The 26,441-nt window shown below is 23.0% G+C and carries 19 protein-coding genes; 14 read left to right on the top strand and 5 right to left on the bottom strand.

Features of this window, described 5'->3' with window-relative positions; all coding sequences use genetic code 11:
* Window positions 1-60 precede the first annotated feature (60 nt).
* The 14 genes from ACZ5EC_RS06565 to polA all read left to right on the top strand — a co-directional run bounded on the left by ACZ5EC_RS06565 (window position 61) and on the right by polA (window position 20,526).
* Window positions 61-537: a hypothetical protein gene (locus ACZ5EC_RS06565; protein WP_464301682.1), complete on the top strand. Its 477-nt coding sequence runs from the start codon at window positions 61-63 to the stop codon at window positions 535-537.
* 288 nt (window positions 538-825) lie between these two features.
* Window positions 826-1,560, top strand: a complete 735-nt coding sequence (locus tag ACZ5EC_RS06560; RefSeq protein ID WP_464301681.1) for a tetratricopeptide repeat protein — start codon at window positions 826-828, stop codon at window positions 1,558-1,560.
* On the top strand, window positions 1,535-2,827 hold the full coding sequence (locus tag ACZ5EC_RS06555) for a DNA-processing protein DprA (protein WP_464301680.1): 1,293 nt from the start codon (window positions 1,535-1,537) through the stop codon (window positions 2,825-2,827). Before ACZ5EC_RS06560 ends, ACZ5EC_RS06555 begins: the two co-directional genes overlap by 26 nt.
* A complete protein-coding gene (topA, locus tag ACZ5EC_RS06550) occupies window positions 2,817-4,940 on the top strand; it encodes a type I DNA topoisomerase (protein ID WP_464301679.1) in 2,124 nt (707 codons plus the stop codon). Before ACZ5EC_RS06555 ends, topA begins: the two co-directional genes overlap by 11 nt.
* A gap of 113 nt (window positions 4,941-5,053) precedes the next feature.
* Window positions 5,054-5,938, top strand: coding sequence for a site-specific tyrosine recombinase/integron integrase (gene xerA, locus ACZ5EC_RS06545; protein ID WP_464301678.1), 885 nt, complete (start codon window positions 5,054-5,056; stop codon window positions 5,936-5,938).
* A 163-nt stretch (window positions 5,939-6,101) separates the two neighbouring features.
* Window positions 6,102-6,635: an ATP-dependent protease subunit HslV gene (gene hslV / locus ACZ5EC_RS06540; RefSeq protein WP_464301677.1), complete on the top strand. Its 534-nt coding sequence runs from the start codon at window positions 6,102-6,104 to the stop codon at window positions 6,633-6,635.
* Between the two features lies 1 nt (window position 6,636).
* Window positions 6,637-8,022: an ATP-dependent protease ATPase subunit HslU gene (hslU, locus tag ACZ5EC_RS06535; protein WP_464301676.1), complete on the top strand. Its 1,386-nt coding sequence runs from the start codon at window positions 6,637-6,639 to the stop codon at window positions 8,020-8,022.
* Window positions 8,023-8,279: 257 nt separating this feature from the next.
* Entirely contained in the window at window positions 8,280-9,218 is a 939-nt protein-coding gene (locus tag ACZ5EC_RS06530) for a Rossmann-like domain-containing protein (protein ID WP_464301675.1), read from the top strand.
* Window positions 9,219-9,546: 328 nt separating this feature from the next.
* Window positions 9,547-10,584 (top strand): ABC transporter substrate-binding protein, encoded by a 1,038-nt coding sequence (locus ACZ5EC_RS06525; RefSeq protein WP_464301674.1) that lies wholly within the window; start codon window positions 9,547-9,549, stop codon window positions 10,582-10,584.
* A 239-nt stretch (window positions 10,585-10,823) separates the two neighbouring features.
* Entirely contained in the window at window positions 10,824-11,609 is a 786-nt protein-coding gene (locus tag ACZ5EC_RS06520) for an ABC transporter ATP-binding protein (RefSeq protein WP_464301673.1), read from the top strand.
* Between the two features lie 274 nt (window positions 11,610-11,883).
* On the top strand, window positions 11,884-12,903 hold the full coding sequence (locus tag ACZ5EC_RS06515) for a FecCD family ABC transporter permease (protein ID WP_464301672.1): 1,020 nt from the start codon (window positions 11,884-11,886) through the stop codon (window positions 12,901-12,903).
* 415 nt (window positions 12,904-13,318) lie between these two features.
* Complete coding sequence (gene thrS, locus ACZ5EC_RS06510) at window positions 13,319-15,112, top strand: threonine--tRNA ligase (protein WP_464304144.1); 1,794 nt, start codon at window positions 13,319-13,321, stop codon at window positions 15,110-15,112.
* A gap of 174 nt (window positions 15,113-15,286) precedes the next feature.
* A complete protein-coding gene (locus tag ACZ5EC_RS06505) occupies window positions 15,287-17,488 on the top strand; it encodes a sensor histidine kinase (protein WP_464304143.1) in 2,202 nt (733 codons plus the stop codon).
* A 149-nt stretch (window positions 17,489-17,637) separates the two neighbouring features.
* Window positions 17,638-20,526 carry a DNA polymerase I gene (gene polA, locus ACZ5EC_RS06500; RefSeq protein ID WP_464304142.1) on the top strand — a complete coding sequence of 963 codons (2,889 nt, stop codon included), beginning with the start codon at window positions 17,638-17,640 and terminating at the stop codon, window positions 20,524-20,526.
* 707 nt (window positions 20,527-21,233) lie between these two features.
* On the opposite strand, the gene ACZ5EC_RS06495 is transcribed toward polA, so the two are convergent.
* The 5 genes from ACZ5EC_RS06495 to rsmI all read right to left on the bottom strand — a co-directional run bounded on the left by ACZ5EC_RS06495 (window position 21,234) and on the right by rsmI (window position 26,211).
* Entirely contained in the window at window positions 21,234-21,761 is a 528-nt protein-coding gene (locus ACZ5EC_RS06495) for a hypothetical protein (protein WP_464304141.1), read from the bottom strand.
* A 90-nt stretch (window positions 21,762-21,851) separates the two neighbouring features.
* Window positions 21,852-22,805 carry a hypothetical protein gene (locus ACZ5EC_RS06490; protein ID WP_464304140.1) on the bottom strand — a complete coding sequence of 318 codons (954 nt, stop codon included), beginning with the start codon at window positions 22,803-22,805 and terminating at the stop codon, window positions 21,852-21,854.
* A gap of 968 nt (window positions 22,806-23,773) precedes the next feature.
* A complete protein-coding gene (locus ACZ5EC_RS06485) occupies window positions 23,774-24,922 on the bottom strand; it encodes an iron-containing alcohol dehydrogenase (protein ID WP_464304139.1) in 1,149 nt (382 codons plus the stop codon).
* Between the two features lies 1 nt (window position 24,923).
* Window positions 24,924-25,214: a flagellar biosynthesis anti-sigma factor FlgM gene (locus tag ACZ5EC_RS06480; RefSeq protein WP_464304138.1), complete on the bottom strand. Its 291-nt coding sequence runs from the start codon at window positions 25,212-25,214 to the stop codon at window positions 24,924-24,926.
* Between the two features lie 289 nt (window positions 25,215-25,503).
* Complete coding sequence (gene rsmI / locus ACZ5EC_RS06475) at window positions 25,504-26,211, bottom strand: 16S rRNA (cytidine(1402)-2'-O)-methyltransferase (RefSeq protein ID WP_464304137.1); 708 nt, start codon at window positions 26,209-26,211, stop codon at window positions 25,504-25,506.
* Between the last annotated feature and the right edge of the window lie 230 nt (window positions 26,212-26,441).

The raw sequence follows: 26,441 nt of genomic DNA, 5'->3' as shown, positions 1-26,441 counted from the left end.
AATTAAAAATGATTTAAACAGTAGTATTAAATTAAAAAGTTTAAAAATTAAGGAAAAAATATGGTTCATAAATTATATTCAAGTTATGAAAAAGCGAACAAAAGTGATAAAAAAAATGGTAAAAATATTGATTTGATATTAGATTATCTTTCTCTTGCAATATTTATGCTAGCTTTATCAATTTTGATTTCTATTTTTATTTATCTACCTGCAGGAAATTATACTGAAAATCCTGAAATAATGTTTATTGGGTATCTTATAGGTTTGATTGGTGGGATTGTAGCTCATCTTTTATTTCCTTTTGATAACATTTATGCTGGATTAATCTTAATGACTATAGGAATAGTTATAACATTTTTAATTTCATTTTATTTTTCAATATATCCATATTATGTTGTTTTTAAAGGTTCTCTATTTTCTCTAATAAAAATATACTTTTTAAACCATTTCTATCTAAAATCTTTAAGTCCATCTATATTTATCTATTTTTTAACATTTAATACTGGTTATTATGGATTAATAATATTAAAAAAATAATGTTTTAATATTAATCTAAATATCTTTTTTTAAATTAACAATTTTACCATTTATAATAATTAACATTACTTTTTTTAAGTTATTATTTACATTATTGTTGATTGAATTGTTATTTTTGATTTTATTTTATTTATTTTATTTTTATTTAAAAAAGATTTTTATATTTTATTACTATTTATTTTATATTAAATTCAGTTATATTTTTAGTGTTAAATATAAACTAAATTATTTTAATATGAAACTTTTTTGTATTTTTAATTGTCTATAATAAAAAAGAGGATAAATTATATGGATAAAAAACTTTTGTTTAAAAAAGCTATTTTTATATTAATTTTTTCTATAATTGTTTCTGTTTTGTTATTGGCAACTACTTCATGCAAAGGGAAATCCTGGGATTTATATAAAGCTAAAAAACTATCTTCTAAATCTGATTTAGCAAGTTTAAAAGAGGCAAGAAATATCTATTTGAAGTATTCAAATGTTGATATCAATGCTAAAGAAGGACTTAAAGAGGCAGATAAATATATTGGTGAAACATTATATTTAAATCAGAATTTTAAAGATGCTATTCCTTATTTAAAAGAATCTTTAGAAATAGATCCTAATCAATATTTAGTTCATTATTATCTGGGTGTATGTTATGCAAATTTATATTCTTCAGAATTTGTTGATATAACTAAAAAAGAATATAAGGATCTTGCATTATTTCATTATAAAAAAGCGATTTCTCTTGCTCCTGATCAGGAATCACCTCATTATGCACTAGGTGTTTTTTATTATTTTGCTTTAAAAGATTATGATAAAGCAAAAATAGAGATAGATAACACATTAAAGATTAATCCTAAAAATGTTAGAGCATTGTTTGTAAAAGCACAACTTCAATATCTTGATGGAGATTTACAGGAATGCTATAATACATATCAAAATATTTTAGCTATTTTACCTAAAAGAGATGGAAGAAGAGAACAAGTTTTAAAAAATCTGGAGAGATTAAAAAATGAGATATCTTCTTCAAACAAGTAAAGTAAAATTAATTGGATTTTTTTTAATTGATGAAAAATTTTTAACTTTAAAACAGAAATTAAGATTAATTTATCATTTTGATGGAGATATAGAAAAAATTGTTTCCCTTGATTTTTCTTCTTTAAAAAAGTTATTAAAAAAGAAAAAAGATATTAATATTGATTTTGACTATTATTTTGAAAAAGCACAAAAATTATTGGATAATCTGAACTATGGTAATGAAGAAAACAATAAAAGTAGAATTGATTTTAATGTTGTAACTATACTGGATAAAGATTATCCATTTTTAAGTTATTATATGGGTAGTATTGATCTTGATTTTTTACCTTCCCCTGTAATTTTTTATAAAGGTGATTTAAATATATTAAAATCTCAATACAAAATATCAATTGTTGGAACAAGGAATCCTGATTTTTTATCATTGAGTTTTATTGAATGTTTAATTGAAGCATTTAAAAAAAAGAATGATGAAATTTTAACAGTTTCAGGATTTGCAAAAGGGGTTGATTACAAAGTTCATGAACAATCAATTACAAAAGGACTTTCAACAGTAGGTATCCTGGGGAATGGAATAAACATTGTTTACCCTGCATCAAATCTTTTTTTATACAAAAGATTTATTGATTCAGAAAACTTATTGATTTCAGAATATCCTCCAGATACAAAACCCTTAAGAAGCAATTTCCCTTTTAGAAATAGATTAATTTCATTATTGGCTGATTCCATTATTTTAATTCAATCAGGTATACCATCGGGTGCTAATATTACACTGGAATTTGCAAAAAAACTTAATAAAGAGATTTTGATTTTTAACCCTGGTAATTTTGAAAGTTTTAAAGGGAATTTAAGTTTTATCGATACTGGTTTTTATAATGGATTTTTTTATATAGATGAAGAAAATATCTATCTCAATAAGCTTAAAACAACATTAAGTGAATCAATGGAAACTAATTTTTTTAAAGATAAATTAAAATTTAAATTAAAAAATAAAAATGATTTTTATAATATTTATTTTGCCAATTTAAAAAATAATTATTATAATTATAACTATATTGTTAAAAAAGTGTTTTATTTAATTTTTACAAATCCATATATTAGTTTTGATAAACTGGTTAAAATAACCGGTTTACCTATATCAAAACTTTTAAGTACTTTAACAATACTTGAATCTGAAAAAATGATTTACAAAAATATAGAAAACAGGTATTATCCCAATTACATAAATCTTCAAAAAGTTAATAAGTTCAGGAGGATAAATGAAAAATAAACTTGTAATAGTTGAATCACCATCTAAAGCAAAAACTATTGAAAAGTATCTTGGAAAAAATTTTAAAGTTGTATCTACAAAAGGGCATATAATGGATCTTCCAAAATCATCTATGGGAATAGATATCGAAAATAATTTTGAACCAAAGTATATTAAAGTAAGAAAACAATTAAAATTGATAAAAGAATTGCAAGAAGTAGCAAAAAAGATGAAAGAGATCTATCTTGCTTCGGATAATGATAGAGAAGGTGAAGCAATTGCATATCATGCCTATTTAATTATTAAAGAAGCAATTGAAAAAGAGAAAAATAAATCTAAAAAAGATACAGATAAAATAAAGAAAAAAAATGCTTCTTTAAATAAATCATTTAAAAGGGTAGTGTTTAATGAAATAACTGAAAATGTTATAAAAGAAGCTATTGAAAATCCAAGAGAGTTAGATATAAATAAGATTGATTCTCAAAAAGCTAGAAGAGTTTTGGACAGATTAGTTGGATATTCCATTTCACCAATTTTATGGAAAAAAGTTAAAAGGGGGTTGTCTGCTGGTAGAGTTCAAACTGTTGCATTAAGATTTATTGTAGAGAGAGAAAGAGAAAGAGAAGTATTCAAAAAAGAACTTTACTGGAAAATAAAAGGTTTATTTAAAAATGGAGATATTATTGAAGCTGAAGCTTCAAAATATAAAAATAAAAAGATTGATTTTAAAAACAAAGAGTTAATAGATGAAATTATTGATAGTCTAAAAGATGAAAAAAATGGAATTATTTCAAATATTAAAACAACCAATAATAAAATTAAGAAAAAACCTCCTTATATTACAGCTACTTTACAGCAGGAAGCTTTTTCAAAATTTAATTTTAATTCAAAAAAGACTATGAGAATAGCTCAAACTCTTTATGAAGGTGTAGACCTTGATAAAGGAAGAATAGGTTTAATTACATATATGAGAACAGATTCTACAAGAATTTCAACAATTGCATTAGAAAGTGCTAAAAAATTTATTATTGAAAATTATGGAGAAGAAAACTTTGATTATGATAAAAAATTATTTAGAGTTGATAAAAACTTTACACAGGATGCTCATGAAGCAATTAGGCCAACTGATGTTTATTTAACACCATCTAAAGTTAAAAAGTTTTTAACACCAGATCAATATAAATTATATACACTAATATGGGAAAGATTTACTTTTGCATTAATGACTCCTCCTGAGATATCTACTCAAACTGTCTATATTAAAGTAAATGATACTGAATTTATAGCAAATTTTAAAAAACTATTTAAAAAAGGTTATTATAAGTATGCAAAAGTTTTGAAACCAACACAAAAATTTGTAGATTTTAAAAATCTGGAAATTAATGATAAACTTAATATTGAAAAGATTGAACTTGAAGAAAAAGAGACTGAACCACCTAAAAGGTATGATGAAGCATCATTAATAAAAAAACTTAAAGAGAGTGGTATAGGAAGACCTTCTACTTATGCACCAACTATTTCAACTTTACAGGATAGAAATTATATTGTTAAGGAAAATAGGAAACTTGTTCCAACAAAAATTGGAAGACTTGTAGTAGACCTTTTATTATCAAATTTTCAAAAAATTTTTGAATATGATTTTACTGCAAATATGGAAAAAGATCTGGATTTGATTGAGCAAGGACAAAAAAATTATGTATCTACAATTAAAAATTTCTGGAATGAATTTAATCCTCAAGTAGAATCTTTTGCAAACATAAAATCAGTTAAAGATCAATTAAAAGTTGTTACAGGGATAAAATGCCCTGCTTGTGGGTCTGATATGATATATTATGAAGGTAGGTACGGTCCATTTTTAGGATGTTCTAATTTCCCAAAATGTAAAACTATACTAAATCTTTCTTATGGGATTTGCCCTGAATGTAAACAGGGTTTTATAGTTAAAAGAAAAGGTAAGAAAAAATTTTTTTATGGTTGTAGTAGATATCCTGAATGTAATTGGACCTCTTTGAAAAAAATTGATTTAATAAAGTGTCCAGAATGTGGAAATTATATGGTTAATATACCTCAAAAAAATATTATTAAATGTATAAACAAAGATTGTGGATATGAAATAAAACTTGAAAATGATTAAAAATAAATAAAGTAGATTTAAAATGATTGTTTTTAATTCTATGATTTCTAGCAAATATTTTTTTAGAATGAATGAAATTAAAATTAATTAAAAAAGATTAAAAAGCTGATAAAATGAATGATAACTTTATTAAAATCTTTTTGAATTATATCATCTCTGTAAGAAATTTTTCAAAAAATACAGTTGAAGCTTATAAAAATGATCTTGAGGAATTTAAAAAGTTTTTAAAACATAATTGGAATATTGACATTTTAGATGTAGAAAGATTTCATATTCAAAGCTATATTCAAGAGATTTCTTTAAAAGGATATAAGGCAAGCTCTATTTCCAGAAAAATATCATCTCTTAAATCTTTTTACAATTATCTTTATAAAAATAATATTATTAAAAAAAATCCTACGATCTTAATTGAAAATACTAAAAAAGAGAAAAATTTACCTGTATATTTAACAAAAGATGTTGTAAATGAATTTTTTGATTTTTTATATTCAATAGATAATGTGAATGATAAATACATTGTAAGAGATATTGCTATAATTGAATTATTAATTTCTACTGGTATAAGGGTATCTGAATTGGTTTCTTTAAATTTAAATGATATTGATTTTAATAATAAAATTATTAAAGTTACCGGGAAAGGGAATAAACAACGGATAGTTCCTTTTTCTGAAAATGCATTGAATTCACTTGAAAAATATCTAAGTTTAAGAAGCATAAAATCTCAAGCAACTTTTCTTAACAAAAATGGAAAAAGATTGACTAGAAGAGGTATTTTTTTTATTTTATCTAAGAGGATTAAACAGTTTGAACCAAATTTGAAAATTAGTCCTCATAAATTAAGACATACATTTGCAACATTATTATTAGAAAATGGTGCTGATTTAAGATTTTTACAAAAATTGTTGGGACATTCATCATTGTCTTCAACAGAGGTATATACTCATCTGGATGTGGAAAGAAAAAAGAAAATGTACAAAAAATTTCATCCACATGGATAGAGTTTTTAAACTTATAATATTTAATTTATAATATTTATAAGCGAAATATTATAAAATATTAATTATTTATGAAATACTAATTATTTATAAAATGTTATAAAATTAATAAAATAGTTTTTATAAGAAGATTTTATTTAATATTAAGTTGATAGTGAGGAAAAAAATGGAACAAATGAGAGGTACAACAATTCTTTGTGTTAAAAAAGATAATAAAGTTTGTATGGCTGGTGATGGACAGGTTACATTACAAAATATTGTTTTAAAGCATACAGCAAGAAAAATTAGAAAAATTTATAAAGACAAAGTTTTAGTAGGGTTTGCAGGAGCTGTTGCAGATGCTTTTTCATTACTTGAAAGATTTGAAGAAAAATTAGCAAAAGCTGAAGGTGATTTAAAAAGAGCAAGTTATGAATTGGCAAAAGATTGGAGAACTGATAAAGTTTTAAGACGATTAGAAGCAATGATGATTGTTGCTGATGAAAATGATATTCTTTTATTATCAGGAACTGGAGAGGTTATAACTCCAGATGAAAATGTAATAGCAATTGGTTCTGGTGGAGCTTATGCATATTCGGCAGCAAGAGCATTATATGAAAATACAGATTTAGATGCAAAAGAGATATGTAAAAAGTCAATGGAAATAGCATCTTCAGTATGTATATATACAAATGATAAGATTATTTTTGAGGAGCTTTAAGATGAATAATAAAAAACATACTATAGATTTAGATAATTCAACTCCAAGACAGATAGTTAATGAATTAAATAAATTTGTTATAGGTCAGGATTCAGCTAAGAAATCAGTTGCTATTGCTTTAAGAAATAGAGCGAGAAGAAAAAAAATTCCTAAAGAGCTTAGAGATGAAATAATGCCTAAAAATATTATTATGATTGGACCAACAGGTGTTGGAAAAACAGAGATTGCAAGAAGGATTTCACAATTATCAGGAGCACCATTTATTAAGGTTGAAGCTACTAAATATACAGAAATTGGATATGTTGGTAGAAATGTTGAACAGATAATTAGAGATTTATTGAATGTTACTGTAAATATGGTAAAATCTGAAATGATTGAATCTTTAATGGAGAAAGTTAGTGCTAAAGTAGAGGAAATTATTGTTTCAAAGTTGATGCCTTCTTCTCCAGATTTCGTAAGTACTGAAAATTCTGGTGGTGTTGAAATAATTGAACCAATTAATAGTAAAAGCTATCAAGGTACTAGAGAAAAAATAAGAGAGTTATATAGAAAAGGTAAATTTGATGAAAAAATTATTGAAATAGATATAGTTCAGCAACAATCTATAATGGATATGATTTCCATGCCAGGAATGGAAGATATGGGTATATCTATTGGTGGAATTTTTCCAGGTATGCCACCAAAGAAAAAGAAAAGAAAAGTAAAAGTAAAAGAGGCTAAGAAAATTTTAGAGGAACAGGAAGTTGAAAAACTAATAGATCAGGACAAACTTGTTGAAATTGCAAAAGATAGAGTGGAAAATAGTGGAATTGTATTTATTGATGAGATTGATAAAATAATAGGTGGGAAATCCTCTTCTGGGCCAGATGTATCAAGAGAAGGGGTACAAAGGGATCTATTGCCTATTGTTGAAGGTACTTCAGTTAATACAAAATATGGTATTATTAAAACAGACCATATACTTTTTATTGCAGCTGGTGCTTTTTCATTTCATAAACCATCAGATTTAATTCCAGAATTACAGGGAAGGTTTCCAATACGAGTTGAGCTTGAGTCTTTAACAAAAGAGGATTTTAAAAGAATTCTGGTTGAACCAGAAAATGCTTTATTAAAACAATATCAGGCTTTGTTACAAACTGAAGATATTGATTTAAAGTTTACAGATGATGCAATAGATTTAATTGCTGAAAGTGCATTTGAAGTAAATAAAAAGACTGATAATATTGGAGCTAGAAGATTACATACAATTTTAGAATATATTCTTGAAGACCTTTCATTTGAAGCTCCTGAACTGGAAGAAAAAGAGGTTATAGTTGATAAAGAGTATGTTTCTGAGAAACTTAAAGGGATTATTGAAGATAAGGATGTAATGAAATATATCCTTTAAAATAAAAATATTATGGTTTTAGTTTTTTTATCTTTTTTATAATTTAAATTTATTTTTAGCTTATTTTTCTAGTTTGAATTTATTTTTTTATGTTTTGACTAAATTTTTTATATTTTGAATTTGTTTTTATATAATTAAAATTTATTTTTTTATAGTTTTAATTTATTTTATTTTTTTAAGTTTTTTATTTTTATTCTGATTAATTTGTTTTTGTATTATATTATTTAATTTAGTTCATCCTTCAAAACGAGATTTTTATGAGTGATTTATTATTAAATTTTTTAAATGATATAAAGGGAATAAAGGATAGAGTTTTTGTAAAAGAAGTTATATGTGGTAGATTACTTACTATTAGTAAAATTTCAATAGATTTAGAAGATATTGATTTTGTTAAATCACAATATTTATCTTCTGGAATTTCTTCAAGCATGTTTGATAAAAACAATCTGAAAAATTGTTTTGAAAAAGTTATACAATTTAATGATATAAGTTTTGATGATCTACTTAAACTTCTTGATTTAAAAATTTTACATAATAGAGCAATAGCTCTTTCTATTATAAATGCTATTAGTTCATTTTTTGTATACCCCTTTATTAATAAAAATTTTAATAATTTTGAAAAGAAACTGGATAAAAAAATTATTGAAAATAAATTGTTAGATCTATTATTTCCTGAAATAAAAAACATTGATAATAAGAAATATGAAAAAATAATTAAAAGTCTCGAAAATTATAATACTTCAAATATATCAGCAAACATAAAATATTCTGATAAAAAGATAGCAATGGTTGGTTATTTTAAACCACTTGTAAAATATTTAGCTCCCTATGTTAAAGAAATTGGGGTTATAGATCTGGATAGAGATAATTTAAAAGAAGCAAGGGAAAAAGGATTAACAATAATTTCTTATGATGATTTTAATGATTATGATATAGTAATTATTTCAGCAACATCAATAATAAATAATACTTTAGGTGATCTTTTAAAAAAAATTAAATACCCAGAAAAAGTATTAATGGGACCAAGTGTTCCAACATTTCCCTATTTTTTTGTTAAAAATAATCTTAAAATTAATTATATTGCAGGAAGATTGATTTTAGATTATGAAAAGACTAAAACCAGGATTATTGAAGAAGGTTCCACTAAAGATCTAAAAGATTCAAGTTTGAAGGTGGAAACAAAAATATTTATTTAATATAAAACTTTCTCAAAATTAAAAAAATAACTTTTTTTTACCAAAAATTATTATTAAGAATTATGAAAAAGAGAGAATCCTTTAATTTTGGTGATATTCACCATAGTTATTTTGATTTATATTATAGATTTATATTATATATTACATATATTTATTATTTTTTATCAATATTATTTGATAGAATATTAAAAAGAGAATAAAATTTGGAATAAAATAAAATATACAAAATTAAGTTCACACAAGCATAACTCTTTTTAAGTTGACAATTGATAAATTTATACTAAGTAAATAAAGACACAGGTAAAGAGTTATAAGCAGGAGGAGTAAAATGAAATTCCAGAAATTGGTTTTTAAAAAAAAAGCTATTATAATTACATTGATTTTTCTTTTATTGTTTTCCTTTATGATTTATGGAGAAAGTAGTAATAAAAAAATAGTATATGATATTGATAATAATTCTATAACAATAAATAGTGAAGTTAATAAAATTGTTAGCTTAGATGCATTTACAACCCAAATACTATTAACTTTAAAAGAAGTTGATAAACTTGTTGCAATTAATTATGGGAGATTGGTTTCAAAAAAGCTTCTTTTTAAATATTACCCGGATGTTGAAGAAAAATCTACTATATTTACTGGTAGGAATATTAATCTTGAAGAGCTAATAAAATTAGATCCAGATATCATAATTTCTAAAAAAGGGTATTATTATCTTAAACAAATTGAAAATTATAATTTTCCAATCTTTTTAATAGATGTTGAAACACCAGATAATTTTTTTAAAAGTATTGAACTTATTGGAAAAGCTATTTCAAAAGAAAATAGAGCTAATTTTGTTGTTAATTATTTAAAATCAATATTAAAAGATATAGATAAACAAAGTAAAAACATTACTCACAAGTATAGAGTTTATTTTGCTGGTGGTACAATTCTATCATCTTATGGAAATCAGGCTTTTCAAAAATATTTAGCTGATTATGCTAAACTTGATTTTGTTTCAAAAAATATTGATAAATTTAAAATAAAAATTGATCCAGAACAGTTGATAAAATGGGATCCAGAAGTTATATTATTACCTTCTTATTGTAAAACAAGTATAGAAGATATTAAAAATGATCCTGTGTTTAAAGATATTGATGCTGTAAAAAATAATAGAATTTACAAAATCCCTTCTTTTTTTCTCTCATGGGATTTACCTGAACCAGAAGCTTTTTTAAGTGTATACTGGATATTTCTAAAAGTTTACCATTCAACTGATGAAACTAAAGTTAAAATGAGATTTAAAATTAAAGAATTTTATAATACTTTATATGGGGTTAAAATAACTGAAAATGAGATCAATTCTCTTATAAACAAGTATTTTTAAAATAAGAAAATGAATATTTTAAAATAAGAGAAATTAATATTTCAAAAATGAAAAATTAATATATAAAGAAAGAAAGTTGTATATTTTAAAATAAAAAAAATTATTTAAAATTAAACAAATTTATTTTATAAAAAATCTTTTTTTAATTGTTAAGATAATTAATGTTTTAAAATATAAAAAATATTGTGAAATTAAAAAGATAAAAAGTTTTAAAATAATATTAAAAAAGATTTCTCAAAATGATTAATGTTAAAAATCTATATTTTAGCTATAATGCTAAACAAAATAAAATTATTCTTAATAATGTAAATTTTTCTATCTCAAGAGGTAAATTAGTTACAATTTTAGGTCCTAATGGTTCTGGAAAAACTACTGTAATTAAAAATATTGAAAAATTACTATCTCCATATCAAGGGACAATATTAATTGATGGGAAAAATATAGAAAAACTAAAATATAAGGAAATTTCTAAAATGATAGCTTATGTTCATCAGCAACATAAAATTAATTTCCCTTATAAAGTTATTGATATTGTTTTAATGGGACGAAATCCTGAATTAAATAGTTTCTCCTCTCTTGATTCAAAAGATTTTCAAATAGCATTAAATTCTTTAAAACAACTTGGTATTGAAGATATTAAAGATAGAGAATATGATAAAATAAGTGGTGGGCAACTTCAACTTGTTTTATTAGCCAGAGCATTGAGTACAAATGCTAAAATATTTTTACTTGATGAACCAACAGCTCATCTTGATTTTAAAAATCAAATTTACATACTTAAAAAAATCAAAACACTCGCAAAAGAAAGAAAATTTACTGTTATAATTACTTTACATGATCCAAATTTAGCATATTTTTTTTCCGATAAAATATTATTTTTGAAAGATGGAAAAGTTATAAATTATGATGATACTGATAAAATAATGACTGAAGAAAATTTAAAAAAATTATATGATATAGATGTAGAAATAGTAAGTGTAAATGGTAAAAAATTTATTTTACCAAAGGACCAGTTAACAAATTAAAGTATTAATAGGGATTTTTTTATTTTATTAAGTTTTATTTTATTATAAATGTATTTTTTAAGATTACCTATTAAACTCTTTAGTTAAGTTATTTGAGTAATTTATTTAGTTAATATATTTAGTTAGATTATTTAGTTAAGTTATTTAATTAAATTATTTTGTTAAATCAATTAATTAAAATATTTAGATAAATTATCTAGATTTAATAATTTTATTTAAACTTAATAAATAGAGTTAAGAATTTTTTCATTTAATAATTAATATTAGAGTTTATATGAAGTTTAAAAAATTTAATTTTGGTATAAAATTTGCTTTTATTTTTCTTTTTTTTCTTTGTGTAATTTTAATTTCACTAATGTTTGGTCGTTTTTATCTTTCTCCAGCAACAATATTTAAAGTTATAGGTTCAAAATTATTTCATATTAGTGAAAATATTCCAAAATATGCAATTACCATAATATGGCAGGTTAGATTACCCAGAATTTTGGCAGGAATATTGATTGGTGCAGCTTTAGCTATATCGGGAGTTGTTTATCAGGGGGTATTTAACAATCCTTTAGTTTCTCCTTTTATTCTAGGGATTGCGCCTGCTGCTGGTTTTGGTGCAGCTATTGGGATAATACTTTCAAGTAATTTGATTCTAATTAGTGGTAGCAGTTTTATTTTTGCTATAATTTCTGTTATTTTAACTGTTCTTGTTAGTAGAATAAATAGGGGTTATAGTAAAAGTAATTTAATTTTAGCAGGGATAATTATTGGTAGTCTTTTTTCAAGTTTATTATCTTTACTAAAATATGTAGCAGACCCCTATGAAAAGCTTCCAGGGATTGTTTATTGGTTAATGGGTTCATTAGCTGGTATTTCTTATAAACAGCTGGTAATTTTAGCTCCTTTAATAATTTCTGGTGCAATCATACTATATTTTTTAGGATGGAAAATAAATATACTTTCTTTAGGGGATGAAGAGGCTAAAGTTTTAGGCGAAAATCCTGAAATTATAAGGATTATTGTAATAATTATTGCATCTTTGATAACATCGATTTCAATTAGTTTTACAGGAATTATAGGATGGATAGGACTTGTTGTTCCGCATCTTGGTAGAATGATTGTTGGACCAGATCATAAAAAATTAATTTTAGTTTCATTTATTTTTGGAGGTATTTTCCTATTATTAATTGATAATATTTCAAGAACATTAACATCAACAGAAATACCTATTGGTATTTTAACTGCAATTGTTGGAGCTCCATTTTTTATAATAATTTTTAGAAAATCTAAGACTGGATGGATGTAATAAAAGGTAATAATTTATTTAAATTTTAAATAAATTAAAAAAATTTTAAATAGATTAAAAAAAAATTAAATAAAAAAGTTGATAATTTTTAATAAAGTTATAAATTTTTAAAAAATTGAAAAAAGAAACTAAAATAATGAAAAAGTTATTAAGAATTAATACTATATTCAAATTTTATTATTCTATTTATGTCACGAAAAATTCATAATATTTTTATTTATTTCAAATATATTTTTAAATCAGATATAGTTCAATAATAAAAAAATTAAATATTCAATAATAAAACAATAGATTGTGCAGTAATAAAAAAAATAGTTCTATAATAAAAAAAGTTATTACAATTTTTTTACATTAATTTTTTATTATGAACTTTTTATTTTGTTGAAAATTTAAATAATATAGCAAGGAGATTTATATGCCATTAATTAAAATTGAAAAAGAGATGCCAGAAGAATTATTAAAAAAACGACATTCATTATCTCACCTTTTAGCTACTGCTGTTCAAAAAATATATAAGAATGCTAAGCTTGGAATAGGTCCAGCTATTGAAAATGGATTTTATTATGATTTTGATATAGATGTATCTATTACTGATAAAGATTTGAAAAATATTCAAAAAGAGGTAAGGAAATTAATTTCTCAAAATTTAAAATTTGAAAAAAAAGTTGTTTCAGTAGAAGAAGCAAAAAAAATCTTTAAAGAAAAAGGGGAAATATATAAACTGGAATTAATAGAGGAACTTGAAAACAAAGGGGAAAAAGAAGTTTCTTTATATTTTAATGGTGATTGGTTTGATCTATGTAAAGGACCTCATGTTGAGAATACTTCATCAATTAATCCAAAAGGATTTAAACTTGATAGGGTTTCTGGAGCTTACTGGAGAGGTGATGAAAAGAACAAGATGATGCAAAGGATTTATGGTTTATATTTTGATACAAAAGAAGAGCTTGATCAATATATAAAGCAAAGGGAAGATGCAAAAAAAAGAGATCATAGAGTTTTAGGTAAATTGATGAAAATTTATATGATCTCTGATGTTGTTGGTAAAGGCCTTCCAATGTTATTACCACGAGGTGCTACATTAAGAAGAATTCTTGAACGATATACTGTTGATGAAGAATTAAAAAGAGGTTATTTACATGTATATACCCCTGTATTGGGTAAAATTGAGTTATATAAAATGTCTGGTCATTGGGACCACTACAAAGACTCTATGTACAACCCAATTGATATTGATGGAGAATTATTTGTATTAAGACCAATGACATGCCCACATCACTTTATGATGTATAAAAATGAAACACATTCGTACAGGGAACTTCCTTTAAGATACGCTGAAATTTCTCCTTTATATCGATATGAAAAGTCAGGTGAATTAACAGGGTTAATTAGACTAAGAAATTTTACTTTAGCTGATGCACATATTGTTTGTAGAAAGGATCAATTAAAATCTGAATTTAAAGCAGTAATAGAATTAATTCAAGATATGATGAATACACTTGGAATTAGTGATAAAGCCTGGTATAGAGCATCATTAAGGGATGAAAAAGATAAGGAGAAATATATTGATTCCGCAGCTAATTGGGATGAATCTGAAAAAATTATGCTTGAGATATGTGAAGAACTTGATCTCCCTTATGTTATAGCAAAAGGTGAAGCAGCATTTTATGGACCAAAAATTGATGTACAATTAAGAAATGTTTATGGTAAAGAGGATACTGCTTTTACTGTTCAGATAGATTATGCTATGCCAGAAAAATTTGATTTGACATACATTGATGAGCATGGGGAAAAAGTAAGGCCTGTTATTATTCATAGGTCATCCATAGGTTGTTTTGAAAGAACAATGGCATTTTTAATTGAACATTATAATGGGAAATTCCCATTATGGTTATCACCAGTTCAGGTTTATTTTGTTCCTGTAATTCCTAATCATAATGAGTATGTAAGACAGATAATGAAAAAATTTGAGATGGCTGGTATCAGGGTTGAAGCTGATTTCAGAGATGAAACATTATCTAAAAAAATGAGAGAAGCTAGAATTCAGAGATATCCATATATTGTTATAATTGGGGATAAAGAAGCTGAAAAGAAAATTATTACGATTAAAAATAGAGATACTCAGCAGCAGAAAGAATATGAGATTGAAGAAGTTATTAAATTATTAGTGGAAGAGGACAAAACTAAAAGTCTAAAATTAAATATTTAAAAAATATTTTTTAATTTAAAAAATAAAATTAATTTTATTAGTGCAAAGATATTACTTTGTTTTAATAGGTATGGCAATATTTTATAAATAATATATCTAAAATATTAATATTAAGGTTCTCTAAATTTTAACCTTTAAGATATTGCATTTAATTATATATCTATTATAAATTATATGATAGACAAAAAAATAGCTTTTATTATGGAAAATGATTCTAAAAAATTAAATTTGTTATTTACTTCTATATTAATTTTAGTCTCTATTTTCATTTTGTTTATATACTTATTTATAAATCAAAATTCAATTATTCCTGATGTTTCTTATAAAGCACAAAAAGGGTATTTAGATCTTTCTAAATACGATTTAAAAAAAATTGGTATTATAAATCTTGATGGAGAATGGGAGTTTTATTATGATAAACTTTATATTCCATATGATTTTGAAAATAATTTAGTAGAAAAACCTTATTTTGTTAATGTTCCTTCCTACTGGACCTATTATAAAGAAGTAAAACCAAAACCTAAAATTAAAGGATATGCAACTTATAGATTAAAAGTCAAACTTGACAATATTTACCCTTTAGGTCTTTACCTGAATGGTGTTGGTAGTGCGTATAAACTATTTATTAATGGGGTTCTTTATCATGAAAAAGGGAAAGTAAATAAAGATTATAATAAAGCAAGATTTAAATTTTCAAGTGACTTTGTATTTTTTACACCAACAAGTAATAATCTGGAAATAGTAATTCAGGTTCAAAATAAAGAATATTTTAAAACAGGTATTTACAATCCTATTAGACTGGGTTTACAAAAAAAGGTTTATAATTATCATTATTTTTCTTTAGCAGCTGACATTTTTTTATTTGGAATTATTTTTATAATGGCACTGTACAATTTATTAATTTATGTATTAAATAAAAAAGAATTTTATTATCTTTTTCTATCGATATTCATTTTTTCTATTAGCTATAAAACTTTATCATCCAATCAGCTTTTTATTAATAACCTATTCCCCAATTTATATCTAACTCTTGATATTAAAATATATGATTTTTTCCTGTTTTTACTTTTACCTGCTTTTACTCATTACCTTTATTTTTTATTCCCTCTTGATTTTGATAAATTAGCGTATAAAATATTTAACTATTTAAGTGTACCAATTGTTCTTTCTGTATTTATTTTTAATATCTCTATATTAAATTATTCTTTAATTATTTATGAAGTAATTGCATTAATTTTTATTTTATACCTTATATATTTTATAATAAAAATTAATAGAAAAAAAAGAACATTAAGTGATTTTTTAAGTTACGGTATTTTGTTATTAATTGTTGCAACTATTTTTGATATTATTAATGATACAAATTTAATTCATGTTACCTCTTTATTTCCACCAGCTATGACAATATTTATTTTTATACAAACAGTAGCATTATCATACCGTTTTATGTCTTTATATAATCAGGTTAATTTTTTGCAAAAAAGAATAGAAGAGTTTGATAGTCAGAAAATATTTACAAATATTGGAAAAAACTATTCCATCCTTATACATAATATTAAAAATAAGATTAATGTTGTTTCAGGTTATAAGGAACTTCTTTCTATTTTTTTACATGAATTGGAAAAAAATCCTGCAAAGATTAATTTTGATAAATTAGATAATATTTTAAAAATGCAGGATAAAAATATTAATGAACTTTCCAACACTTTAACCAATCTTTCATATTATGTAAAAACACAAATTGGTAGAGTGGATAATGTTGATGTAAACAAATTATTATCTGGTGTTATTTTATCATACCAGATCAATTCTACAGTTTTTAATGAGTTTGATATAAAATCTGAATTTATTGATAAAAGGATATTTATTAAAGCTAATGCCCTTGAATTTTCTCAAATTTTTGAAAATCTTATAACAAATTCAATAGAGGCTTGCTGTGGTTATTCTACTTTAAATTCTAAAAATAATAAAAACAAAAAAGGGAGTATCGAAAATAGTAATCAATATAAAAAAGATCAAAATAAAAATATGAAAATTAATAATAATAAATCTGATAAAAATTATAAAGATGAAGAGATACTTAAAAATAAAAAATCTACAGTTATTTTAAAAACATTTTTAAAAAATAATCATTGTATTATCGAATATACAGATTTTTGTGGGGGGATCCCTTTTTGTAATGATTGTGATAAGTTGAACTGTCTTGATTGTAATGTATTTGAAATTGGGAAATCCACAAAAATAGATGGATCTGGACAGGGAATGGTTTATGTACTTAATAAAATAAAAGAATTTAATGGTAATCTTAAAATAATTTCAAAAAAGGGCGTTGGTACAACTTTTATTTTCTCTTTTCCAGTTTTGGATGAATTTTAAAAATAGTATTAAATAATTTTATTAATATTAGTATAAAAAATTACATTATTGATTTGTTTTTAATTAATTTGAGATAAACTTCTTGTTAAAATTAGTTCAAAATTAATCCTGTTACAAAAAATATTGGAATAATTTTTAGGAAAATGATTATGAAAAAAGTTTTTATTATTGATGGGCATTCTATAATATTTAAAGTTTATTATTCTTTTATCAATCGACCTCTTATTACAAAAGAGGGAGAAAATGTATCAATTTTGCATGGATTTCTTACAAAACTATATTCAATTATAGATAAATTTAATCCTGATTATTTAGCTATTGCTTTTGATACAAAAGAAAAAACCTTTAGAGAAGAAATTTATAAAGAATATAAAGCTAATAGAGATAAAGCCCCAGATGAAGTTAACAGGCAAACTCCTATATTGCTAGAGATCTTAAAAGAACTTGGATTTAAAATTATTTTTTCTCCCGGTTTTGAAGCTGATGATATTATTTATAAAACTTCTATAGAAATAAAAAAACATAATGATAAAAGCCTATATATTTATACAGTTGATAAAGACCTTTTACAACTTGTTAATGATAAAATATTTGTTGTATCTTCAAAATCAAAAAGTGTTCAAACTATCATTTACAATAAAGAAAAAGTTTTTGAAGATTGGGGGATTTATCCTGAACAGATTCAGGATTATCTTGCTTTAATAGGAGACAGTGTTGATAATATCCCCGGAGTTAAAGGGATTGGGCCAAAAACTGCTATAAAGCTTTTAACTAAATATAAAACCTTAGATAATATTTATAATTATTTAAATACTGTTACTCCTGAATCTTTAAAAAAAAGGTTAAAAGAGGGAAAAGAGGATGCATATTTATCAAAAAAACTAATTCAATTAAGCAAGGATGTTCCTATTAAAATAGATTTTTGTGAGTGGGTTATACCTGAAAGCTATAGTGAAAAGGGTGTTTCATTATTAAAAAAATATGAATTAAAGTCTATTTATGAAAAATTAACTAAAAAACAGTTTAAAGAACAAATTGGATTAAAAACTATTACAAATACTAATTATAATTTAGTTAGTGATGAAGATACTTTAAAAAAATATTATAATGAATTCAAAAAATCAATAATTTTATCATTTGATACTGAAACAACTGGATTTGATCCTATTGGTGCTGATATTTTAGGAGCATCATTTTCATGGAATGATGGACATGCTATATATATCCCTTTAAATAATGACGAAAAGAGAAAAAAATTATTACCTTTGATAGGTAAAATTTTACAATCAAATGATTTTCAAATTATTGGGCAAAATATAAAATATGATTATAAAGTTTTATCAAAGTATGGAATCAAAATTAAAAATATATTATTTGACACAATGGTAGGGGCAAGGTTTTTAGTAGAAGAATCTGAAAAAGTGGGAATGGATTATTTAGCAGAAAAATTTTTAAGATACAAAACAATTCATTATAAGGATATTGTAACTAAAAAAGAAACAACATTAAATGATTATCCAATAGATAAAGTTAAAGATTATGCCTGTGAAGATGCTGACATTACATTGAAACTTTTTAACAAAATATATCCTTTGATAAAAGAAAATAATTTTTTAAATATTTATGAAAAAATTGAAAATCCTGTTATTAAGATTCTTGCTGAAATGGAATTACAGGGTATAAAGGTTGATACTGAATATTTCAATGATTTAAATAAAAAAATTGGATTGAAAATAAATGAATTGGAAAATTCAATTTATAACCTTGCAGAGGAAAAATTTCTAATTAATTCAACTAAACAACTTCAGAAAATCCTTTTTGAAAAATTAAAATTACCGGTGATAAAAAAAGGTAAAACTGGACCTTCTACTGATGAATATGTATTAAAAGAATTGATACCACTGCATCCTATTATTGAAAAGTTGTTGGATTACAGAAAATATGTTAAATTAAAAAACACATATATTGAACCAATATTAAATTTAACAAAAAAAGATCAAAAAATTCATACAACTTATAATCAAGCATTTGTTGCTACTGGAAGATTATCTTCAACAAATCCAAATTTACAAAATATTCCTGTTTTTGAAAAAGGGGAATTTAATATAAGAAAAGGGTTTATTGCTGAAAAAGGGTTTAAACTTGTTTCAGCTGATTATTCTCAAATAGAATTAAGAGTGTTAGCATATTTTTCAAAAGATGAGGAGCTTAAAAAAGCATTTTTAAATAAAGAGGATATACATAAATATACAGCATCAATGATTTTTGGAAAGAGTGTAGATAAGATTTCTTCTTTTGAGAGAAAGATAGCTAAAACTATTAATTTTGGGGTTATTTATGGTTTATCCCCTTTTGGCTTATCCAAACAATTAAATATTTCCAGAGGTGATGCAACAACTTTTATAGCTATGTATTTTAGTAGATTTAAAGGGATTAAAGAATATACACTTAAACTTGCAGATGAGGTTAAAAAATCTGGATATACAAAAACTTTATTTGGAAGGAAAAGGTATATTCCTCAATTAAGGTCATCAAATAAAAATGACCAAAAACTTGGATTAAGATTAGCTTTAAATACTCAAATTCAGGGAACTGCAGCAGAAATAATGAAATTAGCTATGATTGAAGTTTATAATTATATTTTCAATAAATATTTGATTAAAAATAAAGATAAAAAAAATAATAAAAATAATTATAAAAATCATAATAATATTAAAAATAACTATAAGAACAATAATGAAAAAGATTATAATAATATTACAAATAAAAATAATTTTCAAAAAGTTAATAATTTTGATTATTATTACAAGATTCCAGATTTGAAAGAAGGGTATTCGTTACAAAAAGATTCCCCATTAAGAATGTTATTACAAATACATGATGAACTTGTTTTTGAAATAAAAGAAGATATTGTAAATGAAGAAACTGAAAACATAAAATTAATGATGCAAAATATAATGAAAGATCAAAAAGAATGGGATATCCCATTAATTGTTAATACAGGCATTGGTAATAATTGGGATGAGTTAAAAGGATAAAATTAGAACTATAATTTCAAGCATATTATTTCACATTAACAAATTTAATAAAATTATAAATTTTCTTCTCTCTTATTCTATTATTTTTCTAAATTACAATTTCCAAAAAATTTTTTCTTGAAATTAAAGATAAAATTAATAACATAATACATATATTTTAGTTGGATAAAATAAAATTAAAATTATTGCATTTTTATTAAATAAATATAAACAAATATATATATCATAATTGAAATTTTTTGACTGGATTGTAGTTGTCAAAGACAAAAAAGAAAATATAATTTCCGTGGTAGGTGCAGTTAATAATAAAATTTGAAAATTAATTTATTTATAAATATTTAAAAAAGATAAATTAAAGCTATATGTCTATCATTATTAAAATTTTTCGAATGGATGTCAGTTGCAAGAGGCTAGAGAAATATAATGACTTCGTGGCTAGTGAAGTTAATAATAAAGTTGAAATTGGTATATTTAATTAAATAAAAGTAAACAAATATATATATCCTAATTAAAATTTCTCGACTGGATTACAGTTGCCAAAGGCTAAAGAGTTAAAAATAAAATATTTTAGTTTAATATTATAAAAGATTAAATTTAATGATTACATAACTGTACTAAGGAGAGAAATTTTAATTAGGATATAATATCTCTTATTTTTTAAATATCTCAATAATTTCAATTTTATAATTATTATTTATTCATTATTATTATAAAAATTTTATAATTGCAACGGTAATTGTAACACCTATAGTTGTTAATATTCCAATAAACCACATCATAGAACTGAATCTTTTATTCATATCCTCTCTTAATTCTTCAAACCTTTTATCAACAATTTCAAATCTTTTATTCATATCCTCTCTTAATTTTTCAAATCTTTTATCAAAAGCTTCAAATCTTTTATTCATATCCTCTCTTAATTCTTCAAACCTTTTATCAACAATTTCAAATCTTTTATTCATATCCTCTCTTAATTTTTCAAATCTTTTATCAAAAGCTTCAAATCTTTTATTCATGTCCTCTCTTAATTCTTCAAACCTTTTATCAACAGCTTCAAATCTCTTATCAATTTGATGAATTAATAATTCTAATGTTTTATTTTGATTACTTATTTTTTCTTCAAGTTTTATGAGTCTTTCAATAATTGAAAATTTTTCATTTAAATAGGAATTCACTTTTTCATAAATTTCGTTACTTATAATTTCATCTTTTTTCTTATCAGCAATTTTTCCCATTTTGTCCTCCCCTTAATTTAGAGATTTTCTATTTACTTTATTGAATTTGTTAATTTAATAAGTTAAAAAATTCAGGTTTTTAAGTAATTTTTATTCATTAATTTCTTTATGTTTATTCTGGAAAGATTCTTTATAAAATTCTTTATTAACACCAGTGATACCTTCCAAAGCTTTAGAAGCAATTTTTTGTGATTGTGAAATAGCATCTTTTAAATCTTTTTCAAGCGATTTAATTCTTAAATCCATTTCCTTTATTCTTTCTTTATAGGTATTAATTTCAAGCTTAAACATTTCTCTTTCTTTTTCAATATCTTTTTGCATAATAATCTTTTCCATTTCATACTTTCTTTCAATTTCTTCTGTAACTCTTTTTTCTACTTTCTTAATTTCATTATTAAGTAAAACAGGGAAATTTTCTACTTCTTTTTGCAATTTTTTAAAACTATCTTCTTTTTCTTTAATTTTATTTTCCCTTTCTTCAATTGCTTTTAATTTATTTTCTATTTCTTTTTCAAAGTTCTCTTTTTCTTTAATAAGTTTTTTTCTGAATTCTTCTTCTTCTTTCAATCTTTTTTGTTTTGTTGTATATTGGTATTCTTCCTCTTCTCTTTTTCTATTCTTTTGTATATTTTCTTTTTCTTCTTCTATAGATTTTCTAAGATTTTCCTGTTCTTCTAAAATATTATATAATATATCAGCTTCATATTCAATTTTGTATAGCTCATTTAATTTTTTATTTTGTTGTTCAATTTTTTCATTAATCGATTTTAAAAAATCAATTTTTTCTACTAATTTTTTTTCAATTTCAGATAAATATTCTCCAAATTTCAATTTTATATTTGTTAATTCTAATACGATTTTTTCTTCATCTATGGATTTATTTATATTGTTTTCTTTTTGTGTTTTGTTTTTTTGTAAAGTTTTTTCTTCAGAATTTTCATTTTTCTTTTTTTGCATATTTTCAACTAATTGGTAATAAGCTTTTAATATTTCTGCTTTAGTATTTTTTTCAGTAATTTTTTTAAGATTATTTTCTTTTGACATATATCCCCCTTAATGTTAAATCTTTATGGTTTCAAAATTATAATATTTTAAACTGATAAAAAAAGTTTATGATAAAATTTGAATATTTCAAACTAAAAAAATAAAAAATAATTATTTTAAAATTTTTTGAAAAGATTTCAGTTGTTAAAGGCTCAAGAAATATGTCCCAGTAATATATATAGTTAATAATAAAATTAGAAATTAATAAATCTGATTAAATAAATTAAAGTTATATCTATCATTGTTAAAATTTTTTGAACGATTTTCAGTTGCCAAAGGCTAAAGAACGATGTACCAGAAAATATATATGGTTAATAATAAGAAAATTTGAAATTATGATATTTAATTAAATAATTTAAATTTATATGTCTATCATTATTAAAATTTTTCGAGTGATTATCAGTTGCCAGAAGCTCAAAAACGATGCTCTAGAAAATATATATAGTTAATAATAAAATAAAATTAGTATATTTGATTAAATAAAAATAAATTAAAAATTTATATCTATCATTGTTAAAATTTTTTGAGCGATTGTTAGTTATCAAAAACTAAATAAAGATGTCCAAAAAATATATATAGTTAATAATAAAATTGAAATATTTATATTTGACTAAATGAAAATAAATTAAAAAATATATTCTAATTAAAATTTCTAGACTGGATTACAGTTGCCAAAGGCTAAAGAAAGAGGTACTGGAAAATATATATATAGTTAATAATAAAATTTAAAATTATGATATTTGATTAAATAATATAAATTTATATGTCTATCATTATTATAATTTTTCGAGTGGATGTCAGATGCCTATAGCTAAAAAGAATATATTATAAGTATTTCATAATTGCTTTAATTGATTAAACTAAAAAGATTACATATCTGACCTAATGAGAAAAATTATAATAATGATAGAATCTATACTATTTTTAAAATATCTGAACAATTTCAATTTATTATTAACTATATATATTTACAATGATGCGTAGAGAATTTTAAAAAGGTCTTCGTTTGTTACAACTCTTGGTGAATTTATGAATAATCCAAATTCAATGGAATGATTTACAAGCCTCCATAATATCTCTTTTGTAACATTAAACTGAGATAATCTTGAAGGTAGTTCATATTTTGTTACTAATTTTTGTATATGTTCAATTGATTTTAAAGCAGATTCAACTGCATTTTCTTTTTGAACTTCAATTGATAAACATTGTGCAAATTTAACAAATTTTTCAGGTGTTGATGGGATATAATATTCAAATACTTGAGGTATAATGATAGTTGCTGCAATTGTTTTTGGTATTTTTAAAAGGGAATTAATTGCTAATGATAATCCTTCTACCAGTAAAAAACCGGATATTCTTCCAGCTATCATTAAAAACAATCCACCTAAAGAGATTTCTTCAAGAATAGATAGGTCATTCTGAAATTCTATAAGTTTTTCAAAATTATTATTTATTGTTTCAATAGTTTTAAAAAGCAAAGTGTCAGTAAAAATTGTTGATTTTTTTGAAATTATAGCATCTACAGCATATCCCATCATTTCAATTAAAATCATACTAAATGTTTTTGGTGGAATATGTGTAAGAAGAACTGGATCAATTAATAAATAGTCAGCAACTAATTTTTTATGATTAAAAAGTTTTGTTACCCCAATATCCTGATCTTTATAGTAAAACGAATCAGACAAAGCAAAATAATCTCTTGGTGTCGTTGGAATTAATAGAACTGGTAATTTTGATTTAATTTCTTCTGGATTTTTGATATAATAGTAGAAACTCATCTCATTAGCACCAAAAACACCAACAGCTTTAGCTATATTCAGGCATTTTTGACCACCAAGACCAATTATCATATCAGCTTTTGAAGTTTGAGTTAATATTGAGATATTAACAATATCTTCTGAACCTGAATCAGGTGTTATTTCATCATAAATTAGATAATCTATATTAAAAGATTTAAGAATATTTTCAATTTTAGAAATAATATTATTTTCATAAAACAATTGTTCAGTAATAATAATTACTTTATTCCCGTGTGGTAAAATATAATTTCCAAGACTTAATAATGAATCTGTCCCATATACAATATTAGAAGGGATAGAAAAAGAAAATAAACTCATTTTATTTTATCCCTAAAGATTCTGCAATTTTCCTTGCAATATCCTCTATAATTTTTTGAGTAATATAATCTGGTTTATTTATCTGTTGCTTTAAATATTCTATTTTTTTACTGTTATTAATATCAGGAGCTTCTTTAATCATTTTTATATATTTATTTCTTAAAGCAAGCTCTTTAGCTTTGTCTGAGATTTCAATTTTATCAGAAGAATTAGTTTTAACATTCTTTTTTACAGGTTTAACATCTTTTTTAGGATAAATTTTGTCAAATTTATTAATCTTTCCAATTGTCATCAAATTCCTCCTACTTTTCTATTATCGGCTAATCCTTATAAATTTAATATTTTTTTTATCTTTTTTACTTTTTATATTACTTACTAATTATAATATATTACTTTCTAATATAATATAATTAATTAGATAAGAATTTAATCTCTTCTTAATATAATATACTAATATATTTCAAATATACTAACATATTGTAATAAATTCTTATCATTTAATTTTGATTTAAAAAGTAAATTTATAGCTAATTATAACCTGGACTTATAATTAATATTATAAATTCCATAATTATTAAAAACTATAAATATTTATTTTTATTTTGTCTTTCTTTTTTAAAATAATTTTCAATAATTATAACAATTTCACCTTTAATATCTTTATCGGAAAGTTTGTTTAAAATTGTTATAATATTTCCTCTAATTTTTTCCTCAAATTTTTTTGTTAGTTCTCTACCTATAAAAATATTGGTATTGCCAAAAATATCTTTAATTAAATTTAGTGTTTCTTTAACTCTAAAAGGGGATTCATAAATAACAATTAACCCTTCAGTGTTTTTCGCATTAGAAAGTGAACTTTTCTTTTTTCCTTTCTTTTTTGGTAAAAATCCTAAAAAATAAAATTTATCAGCTGAAAATCCACTTGCACTTATAGCTGTAATAATGGCGGATGGACCAGGAATAGGTATAACTTCTACACCATGTTCATATGCTTTTTCAATTAAAATGTATCCTGGATCAGATATTGTTGGGGTTCCATTATCAGAAATTAAAGCTATATTCTGGTTATTTTCTTTAATTGTAATAATAAATTTTTCTGCAGCTGTTCTTTCTTTTTGCTGGAAGAAAGATATAAGTTTTTTTTTGATATTATAGTGGTTTAAAAGTTTTGAAGAGATACGAGTATCTTCACAGAGTATATAGTCTACATTATTAAGGGTTTCTAATGCTCTTTTAGAAATATCGTCAAGATTTCCAATTGGGGTTGCTACAATATACAATTTTGCCATTATAATTATCCATTTTTATGATTTAGTTTTTAATAAAGTTATTCTTCATAAAAATTAAGTCAATTAATTTAAAGAAATTGAAATTGGATTTTCAATTAATTTTTTTTAATTAGATTTTTATTAAATTTATGTGTAAATACGAAACAAATCACTTAATGTTTTATATGTATATAAAAATTACACAATATCAATGCCTTGTTATTTATTTTAAACTTATTTTAATATTTTTA

This window comes from Exilispira thermophila, from assembly GCF_055389015.1.
This window is presented reverse-complemented; position numbering and strand designations above follow the sequence as displayed.

Bases quoted from the DNA above. Each gene is read 5' to 3' on its own strand.
- ACZ5EC_RS06565 (WP_464301682.1), top strand. From the start codon at position 61: ATGGTTCATAAATTATATTCAAGTTATGAAAAAGCGAACAAAAGTGAT.
- ACZ5EC_RS06560 (WP_464301681.1), top strand. From the start codon at position 826: ATGGATAAAAAACTTTTGTTTAAAAAAGCTATTTTTATATTAATTTTT.
- ACZ5EC_RS06555 (WP_464301680.1), top strand. From the start codon at position 1,535: ATGAGATATCTTCTTCAAACAAGTAAAGTAAAATTAATTGGATTTTTT.
- topA (WP_464301679.1), top strand. From the start codon at position 2,817: ATGAAAAATAAACTTGTAATAGTTGAATCACCATCTAAAGCAAAAACT.
- xerA (WP_464301678.1), top strand. From the start codon at position 5,054: ATGAATGATAACTTTATTAAAATCTTTTTGAATTATATCATCTCTGTA.
- hslV (WP_464301677.1), top strand. From the start codon at position 6,102: ATGGAACAAATGAGAGGTACAACAATTCTTTGTGTTAAAAAAGATAAT.
- hslU (WP_464301676.1), top strand. From the start codon at position 6,637: ATGAATAATAAAAAACATACTATAGATTTAGATAATTCAACTCCAAGA.
- ACZ5EC_RS06530 (WP_464301675.1), top strand. From the start codon at position 8,280: ATGAGTGATTTATTATTAAATTTTTTAAATGATATAAAGGGAATAAAG.
- ACZ5EC_RS06525 (WP_464301674.1), top strand. From the start codon at position 9,547: ATGAAATTCCAGAAATTGGTTTTTAAAAAAAAAGCTATTATAATTACA.
- ACZ5EC_RS06520 (WP_464301673.1), top strand. From the start codon at position 10,824: ATGATTAATGTTAAAAATCTATATTTTAGCTATAATGCTAAACAAAAT.
- ACZ5EC_RS06515 (WP_464301672.1), top strand. From the start codon at position 11,884: ATGAAGTTTAAAAAATTTAATTTTGGTATAAAATTTGCTTTTATTTTT.
- thrS (WP_464304144.1), top strand. From the start codon at position 13,319: ATGCCATTAATTAAAATTGAAAAAGAGATGCCAGAAGAATTATTAAAA.
- ACZ5EC_RS06505 (WP_464304143.1), top strand. From the start codon at position 15,287: ATGATAGACAAAAAAATAGCTTTTATTATGGAAAATGATTCTAAAAAA.
- polA (WP_464304142.1), top strand. From the start codon at position 17,638: ATGAAAAAAGTTTTTATTATTGATGGGCATTCTATAATATTTAAAGTT.
- ACZ5EC_RS06495 (WP_464304141.1), bottom strand. From the start codon at position 21,761: ATGGGAAAAATTGCTGATAAGAAAAAAGATGAAATTATAAGTAACGAA.
- ACZ5EC_RS06490 (WP_464304140.1), bottom strand. From the start codon at position 22,805: ATGTCAAAAGAAAATAATCTTAAAAAAATTACTGAAAAAAATACTAAA.
- ACZ5EC_RS06485 (WP_464304139.1), bottom strand. From the start codon at position 24,922: ATGAGTTTATTTTCTTTTTCTATCCCTTCTAATATTGTATATGGGACA.
- ACZ5EC_RS06480 (WP_464304138.1), bottom strand. From the start codon at position 25,214: ATGACAATTGGAAAGATTAATAAATTTGACAAAATTTATCCTAAAAAA.
- rsmI (WP_464304137.1), bottom strand. From the start codon at position 26,211: ATGGCAAAATTGTATATTGTAGCAACCCCAATTGGAAATCTTGACGAT.